Annotated in this window: 23 protein-coding genes and 1 pseudogene; 17 read left to right on the forward strand and 7 right to left on the reverse strand. The window is 64.2% G+C overall.

The annotated features are described in order from the left end of the window. Nucleotides 1-3: 3 nt before the first annotated feature. On the reverse strand, nucleotides 4-753 hold the full coding sequence (locus JQ592_RS00905; RefSeq protein WP_211401048.1) for a hypothetical protein: 750 nt from the start codon (nucleotides 751-753) through the stop codon (nucleotides 4-6). A 292-nt stretch (nucleotides 754-1,045) separates the two neighbouring features. Between JQ592_RS00905 and JQ592_RS00910 the strand changes: the two genes are divergently transcribed. The 3 genes from JQ592_RS00910 (at nucleotide 1,046) to JQ592_RS00920 (ending at nucleotide 5,939) form a co-directional block, all read left to right on the forward strand. After that, nucleotides 1,046-2,089, forward strand: a complete 1,044-nt coding sequence (locus JQ592_RS00910; protein WP_211401049.1) for an ABC transporter substrate-binding protein — start codon at nucleotides 1,046-1,048, stop codon at nucleotides 2,087-2,089. Further along, nucleotides 2,086-4,779, forward strand: a complete 2,694-nt coding sequence (locus tag JQ592_RS00915; RefSeq protein WP_211401050.1) for a hybrid sensor histidine kinase/response regulator — start codon at nucleotides 2,086-2,088, stop codon at nucleotides 4,777-4,779. Before JQ592_RS00910 ends, JQ592_RS00915 begins: the two co-directional genes overlap by 4 nt. 200 nt (nucleotides 4,780-4,979) lie before the next feature. After that, nucleotides 4,980-5,939, forward strand: coding sequence for a c-type cytochrome (locus JQ592_RS00920; RefSeq protein ID WP_246820078.1), 960 nt, complete (start codon nucleotides 4,980-4,982; stop codon nucleotides 5,937-5,939). 170 nt (nucleotides 5,940-6,109) lie between these two features. On the opposite strand, the gene JQ592_RS00925 is transcribed toward JQ592_RS00920, so the two are convergent. Next, the gene (locus JQ592_RS00925) at nucleotides 6,110-7,039 is read right to left on the reverse strand and encodes a LysR family transcriptional regulator (protein WP_211401051.1); all 930 of its coding nucleotides are present in this window, start codon (nucleotides 7,037-7,039) and stop codon (nucleotides 6,110-6,112) included. A 128-nt stretch (nucleotides 7,040-7,167) separates the two neighbouring features. On the opposite strand from JQ592_RS00925, the gene JQ592_RS00930 reads away from it, so the two are divergent. The 11 genes from JQ592_RS00930 (at nucleotide 7,168) to JQ592_RS00980 (ending at nucleotide 19,617) form a co-directional block, all read left to right on the forward strand. Next, entirely contained in the window at nucleotides 7,168-8,106 is a 939-nt protein-coding gene (locus tag JQ592_RS00930; RefSeq protein ID WP_211401052.1) for a ring-cleaving dioxygenase, read from the forward strand. Continuing rightward, nucleotides 8,103-8,729, forward strand: a complete 627-nt coding sequence (locus JQ592_RS00935; protein ID WP_211401053.1) for an alpha/beta hydrolase — start codon at nucleotides 8,103-8,105, stop codon at nucleotides 8,727-8,729. Before JQ592_RS00930 ends, JQ592_RS00935 begins: the two co-directional genes overlap by 4 nt. 184 nt (nucleotides 8,730-8,913) lie before the next feature. After that, entirely contained in the window at nucleotides 8,914-9,696 is a 783-nt protein-coding gene (locus tag JQ592_RS00940) for an IclR family transcriptional regulator (RefSeq protein WP_211401054.1), read from the forward strand. Continuing rightward, nucleotides 9,693-10,568, forward strand: coding sequence for an ABC transporter permease (locus JQ592_RS00945; RefSeq protein ID WP_211401055.1), 876 nt, complete (start codon nucleotides 9,693-9,695; stop codon nucleotides 10,566-10,568). The genes JQ592_RS00940 and JQ592_RS00945 overlap by 4 nt, the downstream gene beginning before the upstream one ends. A 5-nt stretch (nucleotides 10,569-10,573) precedes the next feature. After that, nucleotides 10,574-11,437, forward strand: coding sequence for an ABC transporter permease (locus tag JQ592_RS00950; RefSeq protein ID WP_211401056.1), 864 nt, complete (start codon nucleotides 10,574-10,576; stop codon nucleotides 11,435-11,437). A 28-nt stretch (nucleotides 11,438-11,465) separates the two neighbouring features. Beyond that, the gene (locus tag JQ592_RS00955) at nucleotides 11,466-12,530 is read left to right on the forward strand and encodes an extracellular solute-binding protein (RefSeq protein ID WP_211401057.1); all 1,065 of its coding nucleotides are present in this window, start codon (nucleotides 11,466-11,468) and stop codon (nucleotides 12,528-12,530) included. Continuing rightward, on the forward strand, nucleotides 12,527-13,603 hold the full coding sequence (locus tag JQ592_RS00960) for an ABC transporter ATP-binding protein (protein ID WP_211401058.1): 1,077 nt from the start codon (nucleotides 12,527-12,529) through the stop codon (nucleotides 13,601-13,603). Before JQ592_RS00955 ends, JQ592_RS00960 begins: the two co-directional genes overlap by 4 nt. A gap of 2 nt (nucleotides 13,604-13,605) precedes the next feature. Beyond that, nucleotides 13,606-14,292, forward strand: a complete 687-nt coding sequence (locus JQ592_RS00965; RefSeq protein WP_211401059.1) for an AroM family protein — start codon at nucleotides 13,606-13,608, stop codon at nucleotides 14,290-14,292. Then, nucleotides 14,289-15,395: a DUF917 domain-containing protein gene (locus JQ592_RS00970; protein ID WP_211401060.1), complete on the forward strand. Its 1,107-nt coding sequence runs from the start codon at nucleotides 14,289-14,291 to the stop codon at nucleotides 15,393-15,395. The genes JQ592_RS00965 and JQ592_RS00970 overlap by 4 nt, the downstream gene beginning before the upstream one ends. Before the next feature lie 6 nt (nucleotides 15,396-15,401). After that, on the forward strand, nucleotides 15,402-16,955 hold the full coding sequence (locus JQ592_RS00975; RefSeq protein ID WP_211401061.1) for a hydantoinase/oxoprolinase N-terminal domain-containing protein: 1,554 nt from the start codon (nucleotides 15,402-15,404) through the stop codon (nucleotides 16,953-16,955). 1,339 nt (nucleotides 16,956-18,294) lie between these two features. Continuing rightward, on the forward strand, nucleotides 18,295-19,617 hold the full coding sequence (locus JQ592_RS00980; RefSeq protein WP_211401062.1) for an epoxide hydrolase family protein: 1,323 nt from the start codon (nucleotides 18,295-18,297) through the stop codon (nucleotides 19,615-19,617). Here the strand turns inward: JQ592_RS00980 and JQ592_RS38540 are convergent. Beyond that, complete coding sequence (locus JQ592_RS38540) at nucleotides 19,614-19,742, reverse strand: hypothetical protein (RefSeq protein WP_283816063.1); 129 nt, start codon at nucleotides 19,740-19,742, stop codon at nucleotides 19,614-19,616. The two genes, JQ592_RS00980 and JQ592_RS38540, sit on opposite strands and share 4 nt — an antisense overlap. Nucleotides 19,743-19,778: 36 nt before the next feature. On the opposite strand from JQ592_RS38540, the pseudogene JQ592_RS38175 reads away from it, so the two are divergent. Next, nucleotides 19,779-19,901, forward strand: a pseudogene (locus tag JQ592_RS38175) (IS5/IS1182 family transposase); the annotation flags it as partial. A 681-nt stretch (nucleotides 19,902-20,582) separates the two neighbouring features. On the opposite strand, the gene JQ592_RS00990 reads toward JQ592_RS38175, so the two are convergent. Then, the gene (locus tag JQ592_RS00990; RefSeq protein ID WP_211401063.1) at nucleotides 20,583-20,810 is read right to left on the reverse strand and encodes a hypothetical protein; all 228 of its coding nucleotides are present in this window, start codon (nucleotides 20,808-20,810) and stop codon (nucleotides 20,583-20,585) included. Between the two features lie 366 nt (nucleotides 20,811-21,176). Here JQ592_RS00990 and JQ592_RS00995 point away from each other — a divergent pair, with 366 nt between their 5' ends. After that, nucleotides 21,177-21,614 (forward strand): hypothetical protein, encoded by a 438-nt coding sequence (locus tag JQ592_RS00995; RefSeq protein ID WP_211401064.1) that lies wholly within the window; start codon nucleotides 21,177-21,179, stop codon nucleotides 21,612-21,614. Between the two features lie 112 nt (nucleotides 21,615-21,726). Here the strand turns inward: JQ592_RS00995 and JQ592_RS38820 are convergent, their stop codons facing one another. Then, nucleotides 21,727-21,975 (reverse strand): hypothetical protein, encoded by a 249-nt coding sequence (locus JQ592_RS38820; protein WP_433996386.1) that lies wholly within the window; start codon nucleotides 21,973-21,975, stop codon nucleotides 21,727-21,729. A 33-nt stretch (nucleotides 21,976-22,008) separates the two neighbouring features. On the opposite strand from JQ592_RS38820, the gene JQ592_RS38825 reads away from it, so the two are divergent. After that, nucleotides 22,009-22,302, forward strand: coding sequence for a hypothetical protein (locus JQ592_RS38825; RefSeq protein ID WP_433996387.1), 294 nt, complete (start codon nucleotides 22,009-22,011; stop codon nucleotides 22,300-22,302). A gap of 160 nt (nucleotides 22,303-22,462) precedes the next feature. Here JQ592_RS38825 and JQ592_RS01005 read toward each other — a convergent pair whose 3' ends face one another. Beyond that, a complete protein-coding gene (locus JQ592_RS01005; RefSeq protein ID WP_211401066.1) occupies nucleotides 22,463-22,693 on the reverse strand; it encodes a hypothetical protein in 231 nt (76 codons plus the stop codon). Nucleotides 22,694-23,028: 335 nt separating this feature from the next. Then, nucleotides 23,029-24,525, reverse strand: a complete 1,497-nt coding sequence (locus JQ592_RS01010; protein WP_211401067.1) for an ABC transporter substrate-binding protein — start codon at nucleotides 24,523-24,525, stop codon at nucleotides 23,029-23,031. Nucleotides 24,526-24,554: the final 29 nt, after the last annotated feature.

The raw sequence follows: 24,554 nt of genomic DNA on the forward strand, positions 1-24,554 counted from the left end.
GCATCAGAACTGGCCGGGCGGCAGCTTGAAGATGTCCGGGCTCTTGGCGTCCGCCACGTAGAACAACAGCAGGCTGGTGGGCGTCAGCACACGCTGGTTGTTCTCCTTGTTCTCGAACGTGCCCTGCAGCAGCAGGATCACCGAGCGGTCCTTGGCATCGCTGCCGCGGAACATCACGATGCCGCCGGCAACCGGCATGTTGACCGCGATGGAGTCGGGCTTGAAGCCTTCGCCCATGAAATGGGCGCGCAGGATGTTGGCGTTGGAGAACAGCTTCTCCGGCGTCATCGCTGTGTCGGTCCCCTTCGACCAGACGGCGCCGACCTGGATCAGCGACTTGGACTTGTAGCCGAACACGTAGGAGAGCTCGGCGGTGCCGCCGTTCGGCAGCAGCTCCGGAACGGACAGCAGGATGCTGTGCGTCAGCTCGGATGCGTTGTCCTGCGCCTTGATCGCGTCGGGCTTGGCGTTGAAGTCCCTGGTCATCGCCGCGCGCACGTCGGCTTCGCTCATGCCGAACTTGGCCGAGCGGAAACCGTCGATCGCCTTGGTCTTGTCGTCCACGCCGGCGCTCGGCGCCTCGGTCGCAGCCGCCGCCGGTGCAGCGGCGGCTGGAGCAGCACCGGCCGCCGTGGCAGCCTTCGGAGCCTGCGCGGCCTTCTGCTTGGGCACGGCGCCCTGGGCCGCCAACGGGCCTGCGGAAAGTGAAGTGAGGAGACCGACAAGGGTCGGGACAAGATAGATTTTGCGCATCGCAAACCTTCGAAACAACCTGAAACAACAGATCAAAAATCGGCAGCTACGAAATCGGCTTCCCCGAACCGTCGTCGCAACCGAGACGGAAATGTTGCAATGCTACAAGGCATTGCGGAACGTCACGGATCAGACAAACGATCGAAACAGCGACTCTTTCGGCGGGTAGGAATACGGTATCGGGCTGCGCATGGCTGCGAATGAACATTCACAAGCGCATTTTTTCATCAATTGTGGTCGCTAGCCTTTCGCGATATGCACAGCGTCAGGGACAACTTTTGCGAAACATTTCATGATTGAGCGGTCCGCTCCTGCCCGCGCTGTGCCGGCGGTCGCCCGCCGCGATTTCCTTCGGCTTGCCGGCACAACTGCTGCAGGTCTCCTCGCGCTCGGCGCAACGCCGGATCGCATGCGGCTCGTCGCCACGCTGACGGCATTGCCGCTCGACGACGAACTGACCAAGAGAAGCATGACCGAAGCTGCGACCACGCGGCTCGGCGGGCTCATCGCGGGCCTGAGGCAACGAGGCTGGGTCGAAGGGGTCAACTTCCGCCTCGAAGTCCGTTCGAGCTTCGGCGGAGCGGATCGACTGAAGACTGCAGTTCAGGAATTGCTGGAGCTCAGACCGGATGTCATCCTGACCGGCTCGACGGGTGAAACCGCAGCCGTCATGGCGGCCACCAAGACGATCCCGATCGTTTTCGCGACGTCCAACGACCCCGTCGGCAACGGCTTCGTCGAGAGCCTCGCGCGTCCCGGCGGCAACGTCACGGGCTTCACCAGCAGCACCGCCGAGATGGGCGGCAAATGGCTTCAGCTCATCAAGGAGGCCGTTCCGGACATGGCGCGTGTCGGCGTCCTGTTCAATCCGGCGAGCACGCCTCGCGCCGGGCGCTTCTTTCTCGATTCCCTCGAGCAGGAAGCCGTGACATCAGGAGTTGACGTCGTCCTCGCCCCCATCGGCAAGGCAGCGGATATCGACGGGGCGATCAGCCGTTTCTCCGAGCCGCCCAAGGCTGCTATGATCTCGCTCGTCGACAGCTTCCTGGTGGTGAACCGCCAGGCGATCGTCGCGGCAACGGCGAAATATCGCGTTCCGATGATCTATCCGTTTCATTACTTCATGGACGCAGGCGGGCTCATGAGCTACGGGCCGACGCTGGAGGTTCGCTCGGCCGACTATGTCGACCTGATCCTGCGCGGCACCAAGGCCGGGGATCTGCCGGTGCAATCGCCGCGCAAATACGAGCTCCTGATCAACCGCACCGTCGCACGATCGCTCGGACTGACGATCCCGTTCACGCTGCTGGCGCGCGCCGACGAGATCCGCGAGTGAACGAGCAGGTCGACCAGGGACATTTGCGGACGCCTCCCGGCCGGCTGTTCCGGAAATATCTCTACTCGATCGTCGCTCTCGCCTTTGCCGCGCTCGCCATCAACACCGGCTTCGACGTCTGGTTCTCCTATCGCGAGCAGAAGCAGCTGCTCGCGGCGATCCAGCGCGAGCAGGCGGCATCCGCGGCCATCCAGATCGGCCAGTTCATCGGCCAGATCGAAAACCAGATCAGATGGCTCTCGCGCCTGCCTCCGGAGCTGTCGACCAACGAAGACGATCGCCTGAACGCCATCCGCCTGCTGCGCCTCTCGCCCGCGATCGCGGAAATAGCCGAGCTCGATGCGCAGGGCCGCGAGCAGGTGCGCGTGTCGCGCCGCGTCGCAGACAAGGTCGGCAGCAAGGCCGACCTCTCCACCTCGTCGGCCTTCCGCGGTGCCAATGAAAGCCGCGCCTATTACGGGCCGGTCTACTTCTTCGGCGACACCGAGCCGTTCATGACGCTCGCCATCCGCGGGGCCGGCCGCGCGCCCAATGTGGTCATCGCCGAAGTCAATCTGCGCTTCATCTGGGACCTCGTCGCCGGGATCAGGGTCGGCAACACCGGCAAGGCCTATGTGGTCGACCGCATGGGGGTCTTGATCGCGCATCCGGATCTGTGGCCGGCGCTACGCCGCAGCGATCTCACCGGCCACGCGGACGTGCGCGCCGCGCTCGACGGCGTGGGCCCGCCCTCGGGCGGCCTGGTCAGGGAGGACCTGTCAGGCCAGCGCGTTCTATCGACCTATGCGACGGTGCCCTCGCTCGGCTGGCTGGTGTTCGTCGAGCTTCCGCTCAGCGAAGCCTATGCCCCGATCTATGCGTCGATCGGACGTTCCACGTTTCTTCTGGTCGCCCTGCTTGCCATTGCGGTGCTGGTGTCCCTTTGGCTCAGCCGGCGCATGACGGTGCCGATCCAGCTCCTGACGCAGGGCGCGCGGCGGATCGGAAGCGGCGATCTCGGCCTGCGGCTCGCGATCAGGACCGGCGACGAGCTGGAGGCGCTCGGCGACCAGTTCAACCGGATGGCCGCTCACTTGCGCGACTCCTACGCAACACTCGAGGGCAAGGTGATCGCGCGGACCTCCGAGCTCGAAAAGGCGCGCGATCAGGCCCTGGCCGAGCACGACGCGGCCGAGCGCGCGCGCAGCATCGCCGTGCAGGCCAACGAGACCAAGTCGCGCTTCCTTGCGGTCGTCAGCCACGAGCTGCGCACGCCGCTGAACGGCGTCATGGGCGTGCTGCAACTGCTCGACGACGGCAGCCTTGGCGAGGTGCAGCGGCGCCACCTCGCGACCGCCGCCGCATCGGGCGAAACGCTGATCGCGCTGGTCGATGCGATCCTGGAATATGCGCGCCTCGAGGCCAGCACCGAGGCGCTGGAAGCGCGCGACTTCCGCCTCGACCAGCTGATCGAGGCCACCGCCGATCTGATGCGCCCGCAGGCCTTCGACAAGGGACTGACCTTCGATCTCGCCAGCGATGCGACGGTCAATACGTCCGTGCACGGCGATCCTGTCAGGCTCAACCGCATCCTGCTCAACCTGATCGGCAACGCGATCAAGTTCACCCCGCGAGGCGGGATTTCATTGACGGCGGCCGCCGAACAGCTCGACAATCATGTCCTGCTGCACGTCACCGTTCGCGATACCGGCATCGGCATCGCGCCCGACATGCATGAGCGGATTTTTGAGGACTTCGTCCAGGCCGACGACAGCATTGCGCGGCGGTTCGGAGGCACCGGCCTCGGACTCGCGATCGCGCGGCGCCTCACCCGCCTGATGCGCGGCGAGCTGACGGTGGAGAGCAAGCCGGGCGCCGGCAGCACGTTTACGCTTGACGTGCCGCTCGGCCGCGCCGCAAGCGGCATCGCGCAGGGCGCGCTTCCGCCGCCGTCACGGCAGCTCAACGTGCTGCTGGTCGACGACGATCCCGTCAATTGCGAGGTCGGCGAAGCGATCCTGAACCGGCTCGGCCACCACCCCACGATCGCCAGGAACGGCGCATCAGCCATAGAGCTCGTCCGCGATCAGGCGTTCGACGTCATCCTGATGGATCTGCACATGCCCGACTTGGACGGCGTCGAGGCAGCGTCTCGGATCGGGAGACTTGGTCTGCCGAAAATGCCGCGCATCATCGCCGTCACGGCCGACATCTCCAGCAGCGCACGCGAGCGGCTCGCCGGCGCAGGCATCGCCAAGATCGTCAGCAAGCCGATCCTGATCAATGCGCTGCGCGAGGCGATCGAGGACGATCCCCAGGACGAGCCCGCAGCGGTGCAGCTCGCGGCGGGCGCATTGATCGACCAGCATTTCCTCGACGATCAGAAGGAACTGCTGGGCGCGGCGCAGGTCGCAAAACTCCATCAGCTCCTGCAGCAAACGAGCGAACGGCTGATCGACGATATCGCCAAGGCTGCGGCGATGGGCGACCACAAGCAACTCGCCCGATCCGCGCACCAGCTCGGCAGCGCGGCCGGCGCGCTCGGACTCGTCAGCCTGTTCGAGCGCTGCCGCGAAATCGAATTGGCTGCAATCTCGATGTCCCCGGTGGAGTGCCAGAGTGCGGCCGACGAACTTGCCGCGCTTCAGCAGGCGTCGATGAGAGCGCTCGACGATCTGCTCGCGCCGGCCGGTGCGACCGCAAACACCTAGCGGCTGTTCGTCAAGCTCTGCTCACTGAAACCACGACAGCTGAATTGCACATTGACGTCTGCGAGTCCCAGGCGTTGAATGGTGTTTTCGATGTGGCGGAGGAGCTGAGGCGTCCCCGACAAGCGGTCGGTTAGCCGCTCCTGATCCTCGCCTTCGGAAAGTGTAGTCTGGCTTCACCGACGGGCTGGGAGGCCGAGGCCATGAGATTTCCGATCGCTCTATGGGCGTTCTCGGTGGCATTGCTCACTGCGGCAGGGGCGCGTGCGCAAATCCAGGAGAGCCCGCCGGCATGGGCCTACCCGGTAAATCCGCCCAATTTTCAACGCACGCCTGACGACGGTACGATCAGGCACGTTCCTGACAGTGCCGCCGGTTTTACACTGACGCAGTTGCGCGATCTGTTCGCCGCGCCCGACTGGCATCCGGATGATCATCCACTAATGCCGGAAATCGTGGCAAGGGGGAGAAAGCCAGAGGTGTTCGCATGCGGCGTCTGTCATCGGGCAGACGGACCGGGTGGTCCTGAGAATGCCAGCTTATTTGGCCTCTCCGCCGAATACATCATTCAGCAAACGACGGAGTTCAAGACGAGCATGCGCACGAACTCGGTGCCTCGCATCGCCACCGACCTGATGATCAAGTTGTCCAAAGCGGTGACCGATCAGGAACTCGGAGAGGCCGCGGCCTACTTCGCCTCCATCAAGCCGAGACCGACTATTGCTGTCGTAGAGACCGAGGTGGTGCCAAAAACACAGGTGAGAGACTTGTTCTTGGCCCCGCTGGACGGCACCGAGAAAGAACCCATCGGTCAGCGCATCATCGAGATACCGGAAAACGTTGAACACTTTGTCAGCCGAGACTCGCGTGCTCGTTTCATCGCCTACGTCCCGGTAGGCAGCGTTCAGAAGGGACGAACGCTGGCAGCGAACAGCGATCCGCGCGTCCAATGCGGGGTCTGTCACGGTGCTGACCTCAACGGGACTGCCATCGCGCCAGGGATTGCGTCCCGTTCGCCCACCTACTTGTTCCGGCAGCTCTATGACTTCAAATCAGGGGCGCGGAAGGGCGCCAATAGCGAACTCATGAAACCGGTTGTCGAGAATCTCAGTATCGACGACATGATCGCGCTCGTCGCCTTTTCAGCGTCGCTCAAGCACTAACATTCTTCGGGGGCCATGCAGGACGAGCCCGCCGGCGCGCTTGGCACGATGTCATCAGGATCCGATCTGGCCAAGGCCGACCCAAGCTTTCGCTCCTGCCATGGTCTGCAAGCGGACTTGCATCCACCCGGTGGGGTTAGCGGACTCTGGCGAGCCGTCGCCCGGCAGATTTATGGGTTCACGGCCTCCGCACGTCTGCGCCCGCCGGCCTCTTCCTCGCGGCCAAACCGCTCCACCAGGAAATCGATGAACAGCCGCACCTTCACCGACAAATGCCGGGTCGGCGGGTAGACCGCGTAGAGCGCGAGCGGTGGCGCAGAATAGCTGTCCAGCACCGTCCGCAACTCGCCTTTCCGCAAAGCGTCAGCGGCGATGAACTCCGGCAGCAGCGCCAGCCCCCTGCCCCTGATCGCGACGTCGCGCAGCACTTCGGCATTGTTGACGCAGAGCGACCAGGCCGGCTGGATCCAGTGATCGCCGTCGCTGCCTGTAAGCTTCCACTGATTGCCGGTGAGCAGGAAGCCGTAGGTCAGCGAGGCGTGCTCGCGGAGATCCTGCGGATGCCTTGGCGTGCCGTGACGCGCGAGATAATCCGGCGAGGCGCAGATCATGCGCGGGACAGGCGCGATCCGGCGCGCGATCAGGCTGGAAGATTCCAGCTCCGCGATCCGCAAGGTCACGTCAAAGCCGTCCTGGACGGGATCGAGCAGATCGTCGCTGAGCACGATCTGGAGCTGCAGCTCGCCGTAGCGCGCCATGAAATCGGCGAGCACCGGCCCGAGCCGCATGGTGCCGAACGACATCGGCGCGTTGACGCGGAGCAGCCCTCGCGGCGCCGATTGGGCCTGCGTCACCGCCTGGTCGGCGGCCTCGATCTCCGAGAGGATCACCACCGCGCGCTCGAAATAGCGCTGGCCGTTCTCGGTTGGGCTCGCGTGCCGCGTGGTCCGGTTCAGGAGCTGGACGCCGAGGCTCTCCTCGAGGTCGGCGATGTATTTGCTGATGGCCGAGCGCGATAGCCGCAATTGCCGGCCCGCCTCGGCAAAGCTGCCGCTTTCGACCACTTTGACGAAGGCCCGGAGGCTGGCGACCTTATCCAAGGCCCGGCCCCGGCGATTGTTTCCAAATCGTAGACATAGCCGTCATAATTGCATGGATTGTCTCCAATCCAAAGCGGAACAATATTTCCGTCCAGATCAAGACCGCTCCGAAGTTTTGGAGGACGACAATGTCTGGACTGCACCATGTGACGGCGATCGCCGGCGACCCCATCAGGAATTTCGGCTTCTACACCCGGGATCTGGGCCTGCGCTTCGTCAAGAAGACGGTCAATTTCGACGATCCCGGCACCTACCACTTCTATTATGGCGACGAGACGGGCCGCCCCGGCACCATCCTGACCTTCTTCCCCTGGGCCGGCGTGCCAGCCGGGCGCCGCGGCGTCGGCGAGACGCATCAGACCGCCTTCCGGGTGCCGGAGCGCTCGCTCGGTTACTGGACCCAGCGCTTCACTGAAAAGGGCATTGCTTACGAGGCGCTGGAAAAGCGTTTTGGCGAGTCCGTGCTGCCCTTCACCGATCCCGATGGTATGGCGCTCGCCCTCGTCGGCGTCCCCGGCGCCGAGAACGAGCCCGGCTGGAGCAATGGCGATGTGCCGGCGGAGCATGCGATCCGCGGCTTCCATGGCGTGACGCTGCTGCTCGACAGCGCGGCGAAGACGGCTGCCATTCTCACCGACGTGTTCGGCTTCAAGGAGACGGGCCGCGAAGGTTCTGTGATCCGCTTCAAGGCGCCGGGCGATGTCGAAGGCAGCGTCGTCGACATCTACGAAGCCAAGGGGTTTTTGCGCGGGCATCAGGGCGGCGGCTCGGTGCATCACATCGCCTTCCGCGCGGCTGACGATGCCGAGCAGGGCAAGATGGCCGAGAGGCTCGTGAGCAATCACGGTCTGCACCCGACCGAGCAGAGGGACCGCAACTACTTCCGCTCGATCTACTTCCGCGAGCCCGGCGGCGTGCTGTTCGAGATCGCGACCGATATTCCCGGCTTCGCCGTGGACGAGCCTGTCGCGACGCTGGGACGCGACCTGAAGCTGCCGGGTTTCCTCGAACAGCACCGCAAGCAGATCGAGAGCGTGCTGCCGAGCCTGGAAGAGAGCGTGTCATGACCGAGACTTCATTCATCCATCGCTTCGAGCCCGCGACCAGCGCGGGCTCGCCCCCGCTCCTGCTGCTGCACGGCACCGGCGGCGACGAGGACGATCTGCTCGGCCTCGGCAAGATGATCTCACCGGGCTCCGCCCTGCTCTCGCCGCGCGGCCGCGTGCTCGAGCACGGTATGCCGCGCTTCTTCCGCCGCCTCGCGGAAGGCGTGTTCGACGAGGACGACGTGCGCCGGCGCGCGCTCGAGCTCGGCGACTTCGTCGCGGACGCGCGGCAACGCTACGGCATCGCCGCGCCTGTCGCGGTCGGTTTCTCCAATGGCGCCAACATCGCGGCGGCGCTGTTGCTGCTGAAGCCGGACGTGCTCGCAGGCGCGATCCTGCTGCGTGCCATGGTGCCGCTGTCGGATCCGCAAAAGGCGGAGCTCGGCGGCAAGCCTGTCCTGCTGCTGTCCGGGCAGGCTGATCCCATCGTGCCGGCGAGCAACTCGGCGCGGCTCGCCACGCTGCTATCGCAAGCAGGTGCCCGCGTGACTCACAAGGTCCTGCCGGCAGGCCATCAATTGTCGCAGGCCGACGTGGCACTCGCGCGCGACTGGATTGGCAGCGTTACCGCCAAAGCTGCCTAATCGCGAGAAACGGCGCATCGCCCAACACGGTGCGCCGTTCTTTTGCGATCCTAACAAGCGACCTCCCGCCGCATCTGCGCAATCGGGCGCCAGCCTGCCGGAAATTTCCGCTTGCCCGTTTGCGCGCCAGGCCTAAAATTTGGGACAAGGTTCCGAAATTTGGAACTACCTTGGACCAGCTTTCATGAGCGCTCTCACCAACGCGATCGAGATCCTGCGCTGCTTTTCCAGCGCGCGGCCCGATCTGTCGTTCGCGGATGTGATGGCGTTGACGGGCAAGCCGAAGAGCTCGACCTCGCGCCTGCTGCGCTCCTTGCGCGATTGCGGCCTGCTCGAGCAGGATCCGCACACCCGCCGCTACCGGCCGGGCCTGCTCACCTTCGAGCTCGGCCGGCTGCATCGCGCCCATGACGATCTCATCAGCATGGCCGAGCGCGAGCTGCGCGAGGTCTGCGCGCGTACCGGACACACCGGCTACATCGCCGTGCTCGACGGTTTTGAGCAGGTCGTGCTCCGCATCGTGCCGGGCTCGAATCCCCTGCGCGTCGTCAATCCGCCCGGCCAGCGCACGCCGGCGCTCGCGACCTCGAATGGCCGCGCCATGCTGGCGCGCCTCTCCGACGAGGACATCCGTGCGCGCGTGCCCGCGACTTATCCAAAGCTGCCGCGCAACTCGCCGCAGAATTTCAAGCAGCTGATGGCGCGCCTCGATGAGATACGCCGCACCGGCGTATCGGAGGCGGCCGATGAATCCATCGAGGGCGTCGGCTCGCAAGGCTTTGCGCTCAAGAGCGGCGAGACCGGCGAGATGATCGGCATCGCGGTGTCCTATTCGGTGCAGGCGACCACCGCCGCCGAGCGCGCCAATGTCCGCCGCGAGCTGGCAGCGATGGCCTCGAAACTGAGACGACTGACCGGCGATCCGCTGGATCAGGACGCCACCCGCATCCAGACGGGGACGCGATGAGCAACGCCGCGACCACGCGCCCGAACGGCCTTGCGCTCTTCATTCTGCCGAGCGCGCTGCTGTTCGCCTTGTTCTTCTTCCTGCCGATCGGGCTGATGGCGCTGATGAGCGTGCTCACCGGCAATCCGGTGGTGATGCCGAAGGTCGCCTTCACCACGCGTCACTATGGCCGCATGATCGGCGATCCCTATTATCTCGAGGTGATCTGGACCACGATCCGGATCGGGCTCGTCACCACGCTGGTCGCGCTCGCGATCGGCTATCCGCTGGCGCACTGGATGGCGCGGATCAAGAGCCGCACCGGACATGCGCTGCTGCTGATGGCCGTGCTCGCACCGATGCTGACCGGCATCGTGGTGCGCACCTTCGCCTGGATGACGCTGCTGTCCGACAAGGGCGTCGTCAACCAGACCCTGATATCGCTCGGCCTCATCGCTCAACCTTTGAAGCTGATGTACACGGAGACCGGCATCGTGGTCGGGCTCGTCCACATCTACGTTCCCTTCATGGTGCTGACGCTCACCGGCGTCATCGGCCGCATCGACGAGCGGCTGGAGCAGGCCGCTGAAAATCTCGGCGCGAGTCCCTTGCGCGCCTTCCTCGAAGTGACGCTGCCGCTCAGCCTGCCCGGCATTCTCGCCGGATCGCTGCTGGTGTTCGCGCTCGCGATCAGCGCCTATGTCACGCCGATCCTGCTCGGCGGCTTCCAGATCATGACGCTGCCGATCCTGATCTACCAGCAGATCTCGGCGAACTTCAACGTCGGCTTCGCCGCCGCGCTCGGCATCGTGCTGCTCGTGATCTCGCTTCTGCTCGTCATCGCCTATAACCGCGCGCTCGGCCTCGTCTCCGGCCAGCGCGAATTGCAGTGAGGCTGATGATGCAAACCACGGCCTCGCCTTCGCTCACGGCAGTCCAGCAAGCAGCGTCTGCTCGTACGCCCGGACCTATCAGGCCGTACGGCCGCTACCTCTATCTCGCCCTCAACATCGCCATCCTGATCTTCCTGCTGGCACCGATCGCGATCGTGGTCGTGTTCGCGCTGAACCCGACGCCGTTCATCCAGTTTCCGCCGGTCGGCGTGTCCCTGCGCTGGTTCGAAAAATTCTTCGCCTCGCGCGACTTCATGCATGCGCTCGGCTTCAGCCTCGAAGTCGCCGTGCTCACCACCCTGTCCGCAACTGTGCTCGGCGCTTCCGCGGCGCTGGCGCTTGCGCGCGGCAACCTGCCGGGCACGCGGCTGATCGTGGCGACCATGCTCTCGCCCTTGATGCTGCCGGCGATCCTCACCGGTCTCGCGCTGTTCCAGACCTATGTGCTGCTCGACGTGGGAAGGCCGACCTGGGGCCTCGTCGCCGGCCACACCCTGGTGACGCTGCCTTACGTGGTGCGCACCACGCTCGCAGTGCTGCATAATTTCGACACGCGCCTGGAAGAAGCCGCACAAAATCTCGGAGCAAGCCCTGTGCGCACCTTCTTCGAGGTGACGCTGCCGTTGATCAAGCCAGGCGTGCTCGCGGGTGCGATCTTCGCCTTCATCGTCTCCTTCGACCAGTTTCCGGTCTCGCTGTTCCTGGTCTCACCCGGCAACGAGACGCTGCCGGTCACGCTGTTCAATTATCTGAAGTTCGATCTGGACGGCACCATCGGCGCTGCCTCGGTGGTCTCGATCGTGCTCGCCTTTGTCGTCGTCATCGGGCTCGACCGCACGGTCGGCCTGCGCTCCTACGTCAAATTGTAACCGCTCATTCCAACGAAGGAATCGACACATGATGAAAGCTCTGGGATCGTCACGGCTCAGCCGCCGCCGCTTTCTGACCGCGAGCGCCTCGCTCGGCATCGGCACGATCGCCGCGCCTTATGTCGCGCGCGCCGACGATCCGACGCTGCGCATCACCGGCTGGGGCGGCAAGTGGGGCGAGATCATGAAGGCCGAGATCGGCCCCGCCTTCGAGAGCGAGTTCAAGTGCAAGCTCCAGACCGACTCCGCCTTCCCATACTTGCCGAAGCTGCAGGCGAGCTCGCGCTCCGCGCCGATCTACGACGTGCTGCACACCAACTCCAACGAGCAGTGGGCCGCCGCCGAGATGGGGCTGGTCGAGCCGAAGATCGATCCCAAGCTGGTGCCCAACCTCGCCGACGTCTATCCCTACGCCGTCAGCGACAAGATCGTCGGCGTCTCGATCTTCACCAGCGCCATCGGCCTCGGCATGCGCACCGACAAGGGCTACGGCAACGTCACCTCCTGGAAGGAGCTGTGGGACACGAAGTACAACGGCATGCGCGGCGGCTATGTCATTCCCGTCAACAGCCTCGGCCAGGCCTTCCTGATGATGTGCGGCACGCTGTTCGGCAAGGGCCAGACCGATCTCGATGCGGCCTATACGGCACTGGAGAAGCTCAAGCCGATCAAGATCGTCGATTTCACCGGCGCGATGGAGAAGATGCTGCTCTCCGGCGAAGTCGGCCTCTGCGTCATCCACGATTCCGGCATCTATCGCTATGACGGCCAGAACCAGCCGACCGACTTCGTCGCGCCGAGCGAAGGCGTGCTGTCGCTGGAGCAGGTCCTGACCATCACGCCCGGCAGCAAGATGAAGGAGCTCGCCAACGCCTATGTGAACTACATGCTCCGTCCCGAGGTCCAGAAGCGTCTCGCCGAGACCGTGTGGTACTCGCCGGCCAACAGACGCGTGAAGCTCGACGCCAAGTATGATGCCAAGCTGCTCACCACGCCCGAGAAGGTCTCCAAGCTGATCCAGGTCGACTGGAAGTGGTACAACGAGCGCAAGGACGAGATCGACCAGCGCGTCAACCGGATCTTCCGCGCATGAGCGCATCGATCGAGATCGCCGGCGTCAGCAAGGTCTATGACGGCGGCGTCCGCGCGGTGGATGCGGTTGCGATGGACATCAGGCAGGGCGAATTCTTCTCCCTGCTCGGCCCGTCCGGCTGCGGCAAGACCACGACGCTGCGCATGATCGCCGGCTTCGAGACGCCGAGCTCGGGCGCGATCCGCGTCGACGGCGCCGACATCACCCATGTGCCCGCGCACAAGCGCGATATGGGCATGGTGTTCCAGAACTACGCGCTGTTCCCGCATCGCACCGTCGCCGAGAACGTCGCCTTTGGCCTCCGCATGCGCGGGCTGGACAAGGCGACCATCGCGGCGAAGGTGAAGGCGGCCCTCGCCATGGTCGAACTGTCCGGGCTGGAGGATCGTCGCCCTGCCCAGCTCTCCGGCGGCCAGCAGCAGCGCGTCGCGCTTGCCCGGGCTATCGTCATCGCGCCGCGCGTCCTGCTCTGCGACGAGCCGTTAGGGGCGCTCGACAAGAAGCTGCGCCAGCAGATGCAGTTCGAGCTCAAGCAGCTGCAGAAGAAGCTCGGCCTCACCCTGGTCTTCGTCACCCACGACCAGGAAGAGGCACTCGCGATGTCCGACCGCATCGCCGTGATGAACGGCGGCCGCGTCGAGCAGGTCGGCACGCCCACGGAGATCTACAACCAGCCGACGACGCGCTTTGTCGCCGACTTCATCGGCGACACCAACATCTTTCGCGGCGAGCGCACCGCCGCAGGCCGAAGCCTCGACGTGGGCAAGGGCCTGATCCTGGCGCTGCCGCCGACCGACGCGCATGGCACCGGCGTGCTCTCGGTCGCGCTGCGCCCCGAAAAGATTCGCATCGCACCGCGCACTGATGCCGCCACCACAGCCGGCAGCTCCGCCCATGGCATCGTCGAGAACACCAACTTCCTCGGCGGCGCCGTGCTCTACCGCGTCACGCTCGAGGGTGGACATCGCGTCCTCGTGCAGCAACCCAATGCAGGCACGAGCCGCCTGTTCGTTCCCGGCAACGGCGTTACGCTCGAATGGACGCCGGCCGATCTCGTCGTGTTGAAGGACTAGACATGAACATGCCATTGAAGCACCAGCGCATCGGAGTGGTCGTGATCGGCCAGAGCCCGCGCCCGACCGTCGCTGCCGAGATCGCAGCCGTGCTGTCGCCGGGCATCCAGATCGAGCTGCGCGGCGCGCTCGACGGCATGAGCCGCGCCGAGATCGACGCCATCCCGCCGATGGACGGCTACGACACGCTGTTCACGCTGCTGCCGAACGGCGACGGCGTCACCATCAGCAAGAAGGAAGTGGAGCGGCGCGCGAGCCAGCAGATCACCCGCTTCAAGCACGAAGGCGTCGGCGTGACGCTGATGGCCTGCACCGGCAAATTCCCCAACCTCGCAGCTGATGGCCTCGTCATCCTGCCGTCGGCCATCCTGCATAATCTCGTCGAGGCCGTGCTGCCGAAGGGCCGGCTCGGCGTGTTCTCGCCGCTGCCCGAACAGACCGCGCTGATCGACAAGAAGTGGCAGCGCGAGGGCGTCGAGGTCGTCGGCATCACGCTGCGTCCCGGCTCCAGCGAGGCCGCCGTCGACGAAGCCGCGCGCACCATGGCGGATCTCGAGCCCGATCTCGTGGTGATGGACTGCATCAGCTACACCAGCGCCAACAAGGCCCGTGTGCGCAAGGCCTATCCGGGTCCCGTGATCCTCGGCATTGCCGCAGCGGCCCGCATCGTCGAGGAGCTGGTGTCGTGAGCAAAGTGGAATTGAAGACGATCAGCCTCGAGGAGATCGAGGCGCTCGCGGTCGGCGCCTGGATCCTCGGCACCGGCGGCGGCGGCAGCCCCTATCTCGGCCTGCTCAATCTGCGCCGGCTCTATGCCGAAGGCCATCGCGTGCAATTGATGTCGCCGCTCGACCTCGACGACGAGGACTGGGTCGCGGTCGTCTCGAACATGGGTGCGCCGCTGGTCGGACAGGAGCGCCTCGCCGACAGCCGCAACATCGCGCGCGCCGTGCGCATGCAGGAAGAGATCAACAACATCAAGTTCCGCGCCGTGATGTCGGTCGAGATCGGCGGTGGCAACGGCGTGCAGGCGCTGATGGCCGCCGCGCATCTCGGCATTCCCGTGGTCGACGCAGACTGCATGGGCCGCGCCTTCCCCGAGGCGCAGATGACCTCGGTCGCGATCGGTGGCCTGCGTCCCTATCCGTGCACGCTCTACGATCCCCGCGGCATCGAAGCCGTCGTCACCAAGGTGCCGAGCTGGAAATGGATGGAGCGGGCGAGCCGCAAGATCTGCGTCGAGATGGGCTCGATCGCCTCCACCAGCAAGGCGCCGCGCACCGGGCGCGAGGTCAAGGACTGGGGCATCCACTTCACCACCACCAAGGCGATCCGCATCGGCCGTGCCGTGCAGGAGGCGAACCGCCGCCACGAGGATCCGATCGCCGCGCTGCTCGAGACCGAAGGCGGCAAGAAGCTCTTCACCGGCAAGATTGTTGACGTTGCGCGACGGACCACCGAGGGATTCCTGCGTGGCACAGCAATGGTGGACGGCAGCGATGCCGATCGCGGCACAAAGCTAAAACTCTCGTTCCAGAACGAATGGATCGTGGCCTGGCGCGATGAGAGGGCGATCGCGACCTCGCCCGATCTGATCTGCGTGCTCGACAGCGTCAATGGCCACGGCATCGGCACCGAGACCATCCGCTACGGCCAGCGCGTCACCGTGGTGGCGCTGCCGGCGCCGCCGGTGCTGACGAGCGCCCGCGGTCTCGAATTCGTCGGTCCGCGCGCCTTCGGCTACGACCTCGACTTCCGTTCCCTCTTCTCGCCCGCAGCAGTCGGAGCTTAAGATCCCATGAAGCGTATTGGCATCGATGTCGGCGGCACCAACACGGACGCCGTGCTGATCGTCGACGAGAAGGTCGTCCATTCCGTCAAGCGCCCGACCACGGCCGACGTCACCTCGGGCATTCTCGATGCGCTGAAGGCGCTGCGCGCCGAACCTGCCGCCGCAGTGAAGGTCGACGCCGTTGTGATCGGCACCACGCATTTCATCAACGCGGTGGTGCAGCGCCGCCACGTGCAGAAGATCGGCGCGATCCGCATCGGTATGCCCGCGAGCGCCTCGCTGCCGCCGTTCTGCGACTGGCCGGCGGATCTCGCCAGCCTCGTCAACGGCGAGATCTTCATGCTGGAGGGCGGACACGACTATGACGGCCGTCCCTTCATGCCGCTGGATGTTGCCGGCCTCAAGGACGCCGCGCGAAAGATCAAGCAGGCCGGCCTGCGCTCGGTCGCGGTGTGCTCGAGCTTCTCCCCGCTCGATCCCTCCTGCGAGACGACCGCGCGGGAGATACTCGCCGAGATCTGCCCCGACGTCGCGGTGACGCTGTCGCACGATCTCGGCCGCATCGGCCTGCTCGAGCGCGAGAACGCGGCGCTGCTCAACGCCTCGCTGCACGATCTCGCCGTCACCACGGTCGCGGCCTTCCGCAAGGCGATCGCCGACAGCGGCATCGATGCGCCGCTGTTCCTGACCCAGAACGACGGCACGGTGATGCAGGCCGAGATCGCCACCGCCTTCCCGGTGATGAGCTTTGCCTCCGGCGCCACCAACTCCATGCGCGGCGCCGCGCACCTCTCCGGGCTCGACGACGCCATGGTCGTCGACGTCGGCGGCACCACCAGCGACATCGGCCAGCTGCGTCACGGCTTTCCGCGCGAGGCCAATGCTGTCGTCGAGGTCGGCGGCGTGCGTACGCTGTTCCGCATGCCCGATCTGCTCTCGATCGGGCTCGGCGGCGGCAGCCATGTCGACGAGGATCCGGTGCGCGTCGGCCCGCTCAGCGTCGGCTACCGCCTGACGTCGGATGCGCTGGTGTTCGGCGGCTCGCGCCTGACCGCCACCGACATTGCGGTGGCCGCAGGCCTGATCGACATCGGCGACCGCTCGCGCGTCGCCAATCTGCCCAAGCGGCTGATCGAGGCCGCGCTGCGCGATGCCTGGCGCAAGCTGGAGGAAGACATCGACCGGATGAAGACGGAGGCCGGCGACGTGCCGCTGCTCGCGGTCGGCGGCGGCGCCTTCCTGGTGCCGGATCGCCTGCCGGGCATCTCCGAGATCGTGCGCGTGCCGCATGGCGACTGCGCCAATGCGGTCGGCGCCGCGATCGCGCAGGTCTCCGGCGAAGCCGACCAGGTGTTCCGCGATCTCAGCCGCGAGGATGCCATCGCCGCCGCACGCGACATCGCCGCCGACCGCGCCGTCCAGGCAGGAGCCGCGCGCGACAGCCTCAAGACCGTCGATGTCGAGGACATGCCGATCGCCTATCTGCCGGGGAATGCGCTGCGGGTGCGGGTGCGTGTTGCGGGAGCGATCGCCGATCCGGATCTGCCGGCGGCGGCGTAGCCGATACAGGCCAAACAAAAAACGCGAAAACAACCCCATGCACAGTAGCCGGCGATAACACAATCAATGGCTTGTGCGGCAGGTTCTCCTCTTCCTTCTCCCCTTGTGGGAGAAGGTGGCGCGAAGCGCCGGATGAGGGGTTCTATCCGCGGGCGAAACTGCTCGATAATGAGAGAGCGCCATCCGCGGAGACAGACCCCTCACCCGAGTGAGTCCGCATCTACCGGCGACGCTGCCCTCTCCCGCAAGGGGGCCCGCAAGGGGAGAGGGCACAGCAACGGGCGATGCGCCTCTCATCATCAACGGCTTACGCAGATGGCCACGGCCCCCCCTTTGACACGTCGGGCAACACAGGGGTATAATGCTATTATTCCGAAGTCTGGGCGTTGTCCTCGTTCACCTCCTGTGGGAGGCAATACCGGCGCGAAAGGCGTTTGGATCGATGGCTCGGCGGCGCTGATGTGCGGCTGGACTTCAACGGGAGCAACCCACGCAGTTTAGCGATGGGTCATCAGAATGCATCAAGGTTAGAGGCGCGCGAGCAAGCGGCACAGCCGTTGCGCGCGGCCGTGTGCCTCGTGGCGGCTGGCAGGCGTCGGATGTCGATTGGGAGCAAACACCACCCGTAAATTTCCCAAGTGTCGGCCCTATCACCCTCTGGTTAACTGGTGCAGCCGAGCACCGCAATGAAAGCACCGAAGCCAAAGCAATGGGCCGAGCAGGAAATTCGCCGATTGATCAGGCTTGCCCGGCAGGGAGTTGGCACATCGAAGATAGCCGCCGAACTGGGCCGTCACGCCGGGTCGGTGCGACGAATGGCGCGGAGCATGGGAATACTGTTGAAGAAGTAACCGTCCCTGGCAGGGCGTTGCCTGATAAACGAGGCGCACGGATAGTGCCCGAAGGGCCCGAAGCCTCGGATGATCTCCCGCATAACCCTGACTGCGGCATCAGTATTGCGGGACAGAACTGCGCTCGCTCGATCAAGCCGAGAAAAGATACCGATTCCAAATAACGCTACAACACTGCCTCGCTGCGCGTCTTGCGAGGGAAGCTCACGGGTGGCCCAGCGCAGCCCAAGGCGGCAATCTCTTCGAAAGATATTGCCCCCAACGTCATCAGACGGTGGGTGGATTCTACTATATAATGTTTGTAGCACGGTCCCGTTATATACCGTTCGTAGCACGGTCACTGGGCAGTTCATACCAAAGGTATCATCCGAACAATTGCTCATGCGCTTCGCCCAGGCACAGCTGCACTCATTTTTACAGTTCGAAGCTGGCCGACGCATCGCAGTTCACCAAGTCTAGGAGCGGGCTTGTAAACAGGGAGGCCGAACATGACTGCAATCTCCTCCTCACCCACCCGGCGAAGCCTCCTCGCAGGGTCAGCCGCAACAGGTGCCGTCAGCTTGCTTCCAATACATTTCGTCGCCGCACGCGCGCAATCGAAGCAAGGAGGGTCCCCGCTTGGTACGACCAACGCCGACGCAATTCTTCCCTTCCGCGTCAATGTCCGGGGTGAAGACCTCGCTAATCTCCGCCGGCGCCTCGCGTCCACGCGCTGGCCCACCAAAGAGCTCGTTGAGGATCGGTCGCAGGGTGTGCAGCTGGCGACGCTGCGGGCGCTCGCCCGCTACTGGTCGACTGAGTACGACTGGCGCAAGTGCGAGGCACGGCTGAACGCGCTGCCACAGTTCACGACCGTGATCGACGGGGTCAAGATCCATTTCATCCACGTCAAGTCCCGGCATGAGAACGCGCTGCCGCTGATCATGACGCACGGCTGGCCTGGCTCGGTCATCGAGCTCCTCGATACCGTCGGTCCCCTGACTGACCCGACCAAGTATGGTGGCACTCCCGACGATGCATTCCACCTGGTGCTGCCGTCCTTGCCTGGCTACGGCTTCTCGGGTGAGCCGACCGAACTCGGCTGGGACGCCGCTCGCATCGCGCGTGCGTGGGCGGTGCTGATGGATCGCCTCGGTTACACGCGCTACGTCGCCCAGGGTGGCGACGTAGGAGCCGCAGTAACGGATGCGATGGGGCGCCAGGCACCCAAGGGCCTTCTCGGCATCCACGTCAACTTGCTCGCGGGTGTGGCGGCAATGTCCGACAAGCTGCCCGCAGAATCCGAGAAGGAACGCGCAGCGCAGAAGGCGGCCGCGACGTTTAGGGCGAGTGGCTTTGGCTACTTCCTGGAGCAGTCGACGCGGCCACAGACGATCGGCTACTCCCTGCTGGATTCACCCCTAGGGCTCGCGAGCTGGATGCTCGACCATGACACGGACAGCTACTACAAGATTTCCCGAGCATTCGTGGAGGGTAAGCCCGCGGGCAATCTCACCCGGGACAGCATCCTCGACAACATCACGCTGTACTGGCTGACGGGCACTGGGGCCTCGGCCGCACGGTGGTACTGGGAGGCCGGACAGGCCGCAGCCCGTGCGGCCGGCAAGTCTCCTCCGGCGGTCGCGGTTCCCGTGGGATTTACGACGTTCCCCGGCGAAATCTTTGCTGCGCCCCGAAGTTGGGTCGAGATTATGTACCCCAGCCTCTCCTATTTCAGCGAGGTCGAACGTGGCGGACATTTCGCCGCCTGGGAGGAGCCGAAGCTGTTTTCAGATGAGGTACGCGCAGCCTTCAGATCATTGCGTAACTAACGGACCAGAGGCTCGACGCCGCCGATGTTGAGCACGCGCGTCAGATTATAGGTCAGCGCACACCGCGCCATCTCCGTGGCGACCTTCAGCGTCTTGCACAGGAAGTTCGCCCGGCCAGGCGGCAAGGATCAATGCTGCTTGCCGACCGTGGCTATGACCGCGCTCGCAATCGGGTCGAGCGGTTCTTCAACAGGATCAAATAATGTCGTCGGGTGGCAACACGCTACGACAGGCTTGCCGCCAACTACCTTGCCTTCGTTCAACTCGCGTCTATCCGGCTATGGCCGGCCGCGCGTGATGAGTCCACGCCCTGGTTAGGCACGGAGAAGCTAACAAACTACTCTGTCTTGCACTCCACCTGCGAGGGCCGCGGTCGGTTGTGTGATACTGCGCTCTCCATGAGGCGGTGAGCCAACTTGGCAAAGTTCGAAATCATCAAGCGGCGCATCGTTGGCCAAATGCTCCCAATACTCAGCTTCGGCGAGCAGCTTCCAACTTCGGTCAGGATGATGCGCGGCTGTCTGACGGCACAGCGATGCCATCGCGCGCAGGCGACTCGCAGTATCCATTTACTCCTCCCAGTTATTTTTGTTTTTTGCACCTTATTTTCTTTTTTTGCGACGGAGTCATTATGATTATGGCGCAGAACTAATTTTCACTTTCCGGGCGTGATTCGAACTCGTCACGACTTCAAATCGTTCGAGCACTACTGCTGCAATCCAGTGACGTTTAACGCAGCCACCGCGAGCGACACGAGACCGCGGCGTTATTTGCCGAGAGAGAGAGAGAGAGAGAGAGAGAGAGAGAGAGCAAATCGGACTGTGAAGCTCCAGAAAACTTGTTACTCGTCCGCCAACTTGTCAGGTCTGTGCCGACGAACGGACGATCTGGAGACGTCGACTCGCACCAAGCCAACAGGTCGCATTGGATGAAGAGCACATAGAGGCTGCCAACTCAGGTAGGCCTTACTCTTCTTTCGGACGGGGTTCTTTTGTTTTGCGGTCCAAGAAAGTACCGCGAGCCGGTGGCAATCTTGCTATTGCTCGCTCCAACTCCACAGCGATAGCCTTGTAGCGAGCGAGCAATCTCGTGAATGTGTCGCGCTTGATCTGGTTCTTGGCAGTTTTCTGAAGTCGTTCGCATTCGGCAATTTGCGCGCGGAGCAGTTCTAGCTGGGCCTGCATTTCCTTCATCGCTTATTCCCCGCGAGAGCCGCAACCTGCCAAATCATCACTCCCGAATTTAATCTAGATGCTTTGGGGTTCGACGACATCAAGTCGAGGACGCAGTCTAATTGGGACAATCTCCCTGACAAATCGCTCGCGGGCATCGAGGTTGCCGGAGCGACCAAAAAATTGATCGCGTTTCCTCCCGACAGCAGACGCCAGCTGTGTTCGGTCGCACCAACCAAGAGGTCATCCGCGCGCCCTTCCACGTGGTCAACCGCCAGCTCGGCAACCCGGCACCAATGTCAGCGTGTGTTCGAATTGGTTGATCTGGATCAAGCCAGGCGAAGCCTGAGTCGAGAGGATTGATCAGGCAACGCGCAGGGGCCTGGGATGAAACGTTGGGCGGGGCTCGTCATCGCAGCACTCATGGTCGCCGGATCGCGCTCGGCCGATGCCGCCGCCATACGGATCACGGACGATCGCGGTGGATCGATCGGGAAGTACATATACAAGTATGAGCGGCTGCGCGCCTCGGGCCAGAGCGTCATCATCGATGGCTTCTGCGCGTCGGCCTGCACCATTGTCCTGGCGACCCTGCCCTCCGAAAGGATCTGCGTGACCTCGCGGGCCAAGCTAGCGTTCCATGCCGCATGGGACATTGGTCCTCGCGGACGGGCTGTCACGAACGCGGGCGCGACCCGTATGATCTATCTCATGTATCCCGCACCGGTGCGGCGCTGGATCGCCCATCGCGGCGGATTGACGCCCCGAACCATATTCCTCCGCGGAAACCCGCTGCAGGCGATGTATCGCGCGTGCCCATCCTGAGCCCGCGAGAGAAGAAAGCTCTCGAGACGTTCGATCCGGAGCATTCGGCGGCGCGAAAGCTGGGAGCTGACGGCGGCCCTCGGTCACCGCCGTCCGCGCTCACTCGGTCTTCTCAATACCGATACGGATTTTGACCCGGACAGACATAGCTGCCGTAGGCGTCGTAGTAGCAGCCGCTGTTGTTGTAGTAACCGTACGCTCCGTAGGCAGCGGCGGCGCCCACCGCGGCAGCACCATAGCCCGGACGGTAATAGCCGCGGCCGTAGCCCGGATAGCCGGCAACCGGACGCCCCGGATAGCCGGGTCGACCTGCAATCGGGCGGCCTGCTATCGGATGCGACGGCCGAGGTCCTCCGGCCACGCGATAGCCGCGACCGCCGTGGATGCGTCCGGCATGAACCGCGCCGCCCCGAACGTGGGCAGCACGCATGCCACCGCCGTGAAAGCCACCGGCGCGCATGCCGCCGCCATGAAAGCCGCCACCTCCACCACGGCGAGCAAACGCGTCATCGGGCACCAGGCTGGCAGCGACGAGGATAGCTGCCGCGAAACCAATCAGACCATAGCGAACCATGAGCTTCCTCCTGATGGTGAGGCGCCATCGATCCGCTGGCTTTTGCGCGTGATGTCCGCGCCAACGGCGACGGCACCAGCGCATGCATTTGGCATTTCGTTCTCTCGTGCTTGATCTAAATCAAGCGGCCGGCGTGCAGCGATGATTGATCACGTAAGTTCCCGACAGGAACCGGAAACATCTAGCCGGAAAACCGCGGACGGCGCGGCGCCGCCGGATGAGGGGTTGTCCCCGCGAATTCAACTCGCGGGATTCGTGCACTGACACGCACGCCTCATTTCTCTTTAGGGCGCGACGGCTTTCCTTTTCCCGCACCCTGCGAGGTTCGGCTCGTGGGGGCCTCGAACACCGCAATACGGCGGTCGAGCTGCCATAGCTCAACGTCGTTGACATCAACCAGTTGCGCAGCACGTTCTCGTGCTTCCTGCTCGTCGGCACACTGCAATTTGGCCACGCTTATGACGCGGCGGTGCTGATCCAAAAGGTAAGCTCGGTAGTGAGCCATCCCACGTCTCCCCAACCGGCTGCTTTTAATTGTTGGGGAATTGGAATGGAGCAGGCTTTTTCCGTCTGTTCGAAAAGCGACAAACGGATCTCTTTTGCTGCAAGTGTGGGAATTGGGATACAGGCGCGCAGAGCTATCGCATATGAAAAGTAGAGTTGCGGATAGCTCGCCCGCAACGCATCCTTCGAGACGCCCGCCGATGGCGGGCCCTCAGGATGAGGAGCCCGCCTAAAGCGGGCGTCTCCAAGGATGGCGGCAGGGACCGGTCTCAAATGCGATTCCCCTCCCCCACAAGGGGAAAGGGCACAGCAATGGGCAACGCGCTGTCGCCGCCCCTACTCCCAATACCAGGTCGAGAAATCGTTCTCGTATTGCGGGACGTCTTTCCAGACGCCCTTCAGCTTCTTGGCTGTGATGGTGATGAGCTGCGGCTGGTAGAGGTAGGCGGAGACGGCGTCGGTGGCCAGCATGCGCTGGGCGTCGCCGAGAAGCTTGGCGCGGGAGGCCTCGTCCGGGGTCGACACGATCTGCTTGTAGAGCGCGTTGAACTTCTCGTTGTTGTAGCCGAGATAGTAGTCGGGCTCGGTGATCTTGACGAGGTCGAACGGCTCGACATGGCTGACGATGGTGAGGTCGAAATTGTGCGGACCGTTGCCGGCGAACACCTGCGACAGCCACTGCGCCCATTCGACGTTCTCGATCTTGGCGATGATGCCGACCTTGGCGAGCTGGGCCGCGACGATCTCGCCGCCCTGCCGCGCATAGGACGGCGGCGGCAGCTTCAGCGACAATTCGAGCGGCGTGGTGACGCCGGCCTCGGCCAGAAGTTTCTTGGCCTTCTCGGGGTCGTAGGGATTGATGCCGGTGGTGTCGACATAACCGAGCGAGCCCGGCACGTAGAAGCTGCCGATCGGCGTGCCGAAGCCGTCGACGGCGCCATCGATCATGGCCTTGCGGTCGATCGCGGCGAGGATGGCGCGGCGAACGCGGACGTCATCGAGCGGCTTCTTGCGGTGGTTGATCGCGACGATGGTCTTGGCCTTGGAGCCGCCGACCAGCACCGAGAAACGCGGATCGGCCTTGAACTGTGCCAAGGCGCGCGCCGCGGCGACGCGCGGGAATGCACCGACGTCGCCCGACAGCAGCGCCGCCACCTGCGCCGCCGGATCGGAGATGAAGCGGATCGTGACCTTGGACAGCTTGATCGCGGAGGCATTGCGATAATCGGCCCATTTGTTCAGCGTGATCGAGGAGCCCTTGGCCCAGGCCCCTAACTGATAGGGCCCGGTGCCGACCGGCTGCGTCACGTTGGTGGCTGCGCTCTTCGGCTCGACGATCGAGCCGCCCGCCTGCCCCAGCAGGAACGGCAGGTTCGGCTCGGAATATTTCACCGTGATCACGATCGTGTCGGCATCCGGTGCGTCGACCTTCTCAAAAGCCTGGTACAGGCTCTTGTCCTTGTTGGTGCTGGTCGGCGCCGCGTTACGCTCGAACGAGAATTTCACGGCCGCGGAATCGAAGGCTTCGCCGTTCTGGAATTTGACGCCCTTGCGCAGCTTGAAGGTGTAGGTCTTCAGGTCGGGTGAAGCGGTCCAGCTCTCGGCCAGCAGCGGCGAGACCGAGCCGTCCTCGTTGATCTTGGTGAGCGTCTCGTAGATGTTGTAGAGCGTGACTTCGGCGATCGCAGCCGCAGCGGCATTGGTGGGATCGAGCCCCGGCGGCTCCAGCGCCATCGCCATGACGACGCTATCCTTCTTGCTCTGCGCCAGGACCGGCAGCGGCGCTGCGAGGAGCGCGGCGGCAAATGCGACGATCGATAGTTTCCTGAACATCTCGTAACTCCCCAGCCTGCTGTCTTCGT

This window comes from Bradyrhizobium iriomotense, assembly GCF_018129405.1.
GTDB lineage: Bacteria > Pseudomonadota > Alphaproteobacteria > Rhizobiales > Xanthobacteraceae > Bradyrhizobium > Bradyrhizobium iriomotense_B.

What these genes read in the sequence shown, in the direction of transcription:
- JQ592_RS00950 (WP_211401056.1), top strand. Translation starts at nt 10,574, where the DNA reads ATGATGCAAACCACGGCCTCGCCTTCGCTCACGGCAGTCCAGCAAGCA.
- JQ592_RS00930 (WP_211401052.1), top strand. Translation starts at nt 7,168, where the DNA reads ATGTCTGGACTGCACCATGTGACGGCGATCGCCGGCGACCCCATCAGG.
- JQ592_RS00995 (WP_211401064.1), top strand. Translation starts at nt 21,177, where the DNA reads ATGAAACGTTGGGCGGGGCTCGTCATCGCAGCACTCATGGTCGCCGGA.
- JQ592_RS00960 (WP_211401058.1), top strand. Translation starts at nt 12,527, where the DNA reads ATGAGCGCATCGATCGAGATCGCCGGCGTCAGCAAGGTCTATGACGGC.
- JQ592_RS00940 (WP_211401054.1), top strand. Translation starts at nt 8,914, where the DNA reads ATGAGCGCTCTCACCAACGCGATCGAGATCCTGCGCTGCTTTTCCAGC.
- JQ592_RS00910 (WP_211401049.1), top strand. Translation starts at nt 1,046, where the DNA reads ATGATTGAGCGGTCCGCTCCTGCCCGCGCTGTGCCGGCGGTCGCCCGC.
- JQ592_RS01010 (WP_211401067.1), bottom strand. Translation starts at nt 24,525, where the DNA reads ATGTTCAGGAAACTATCGATCGTCGCATTTGCCGCCGCGCTCCTCGCA.
- JQ592_RS00975 (WP_211401061.1), top strand. Translation starts at nt 15,402, where the DNA reads ATGAAGCGTATTGGCATCGATGTCGGCGGCACCAACACGGACGCCGTG.
- JQ592_RS01005 (WP_211401066.1), bottom strand. Translation starts at nt 22,693, where the DNA reads ATGGCTCACTACCGAGCTTACCTTTTGGATCAGCACCGCCGCGTCATA.
- JQ592_RS38825 (WP_433996387.1), top strand. Translation starts at nt 22,009, where the DNA reads ATGAACCGCGCCGCCCCGAACGTGGGCAGCACGCATGCCACCGCCGTG.
- JQ592_RS00935 (WP_211401053.1), top strand. Translation starts at nt 8,103, where the DNA reads ATGACCGAGACTTCATTCATCCATCGCTTCGAGCCCGCGACCAGCGCG.
- JQ592_RS00980 (WP_211401062.1), top strand. Translation starts at nt 18,295, where the DNA reads ATGACTGCAATCTCCTCCTCACCCACCCGGCGAAGCCTCCTCGCAGGG.
- JQ592_RS00965 (WP_211401059.1), top strand. Translation starts at nt 13,606, where the DNA reads ATGAACATGCCATTGAAGCACCAGCGCATCGGAGTGGTCGTGATCGGC.
- JQ592_RS00990 (WP_211401063.1), bottom strand. Translation starts at nt 20,810, where the DNA reads ATGAAGGAAATGCAGGCCCAGCTAGAACTGCTCCGCGCGCAAATTGCC.
- JQ592_RS00955 (WP_211401057.1), top strand. Translation starts at nt 11,466, where the DNA reads ATGATGAAAGCTCTGGGATCGTCACGGCTCAGCCGCCGCCGCTTTCTG.
- JQ592_RS00905 (WP_211401048.1), bottom strand. Translation starts at nt 753, where the DNA reads ATGCGCAAAATCTATCTTGTCCCGACCCTTGTCGGTCTCCTCACTTCA.
- JQ592_RS00945 (WP_211401055.1), top strand. Translation starts at nt 9,693, where the DNA reads ATGAGCAACGCCGCGACCACGCGCCCGAACGGCCTTGCGCTCTTCATT.
- JQ592_RS00920 (WP_246820078.1), top strand. Translation starts at nt 4,980, where the DNA reads ATGAGATTTCCGATCGCTCTATGGGCGTTCTCGGTGGCATTGCTCACT.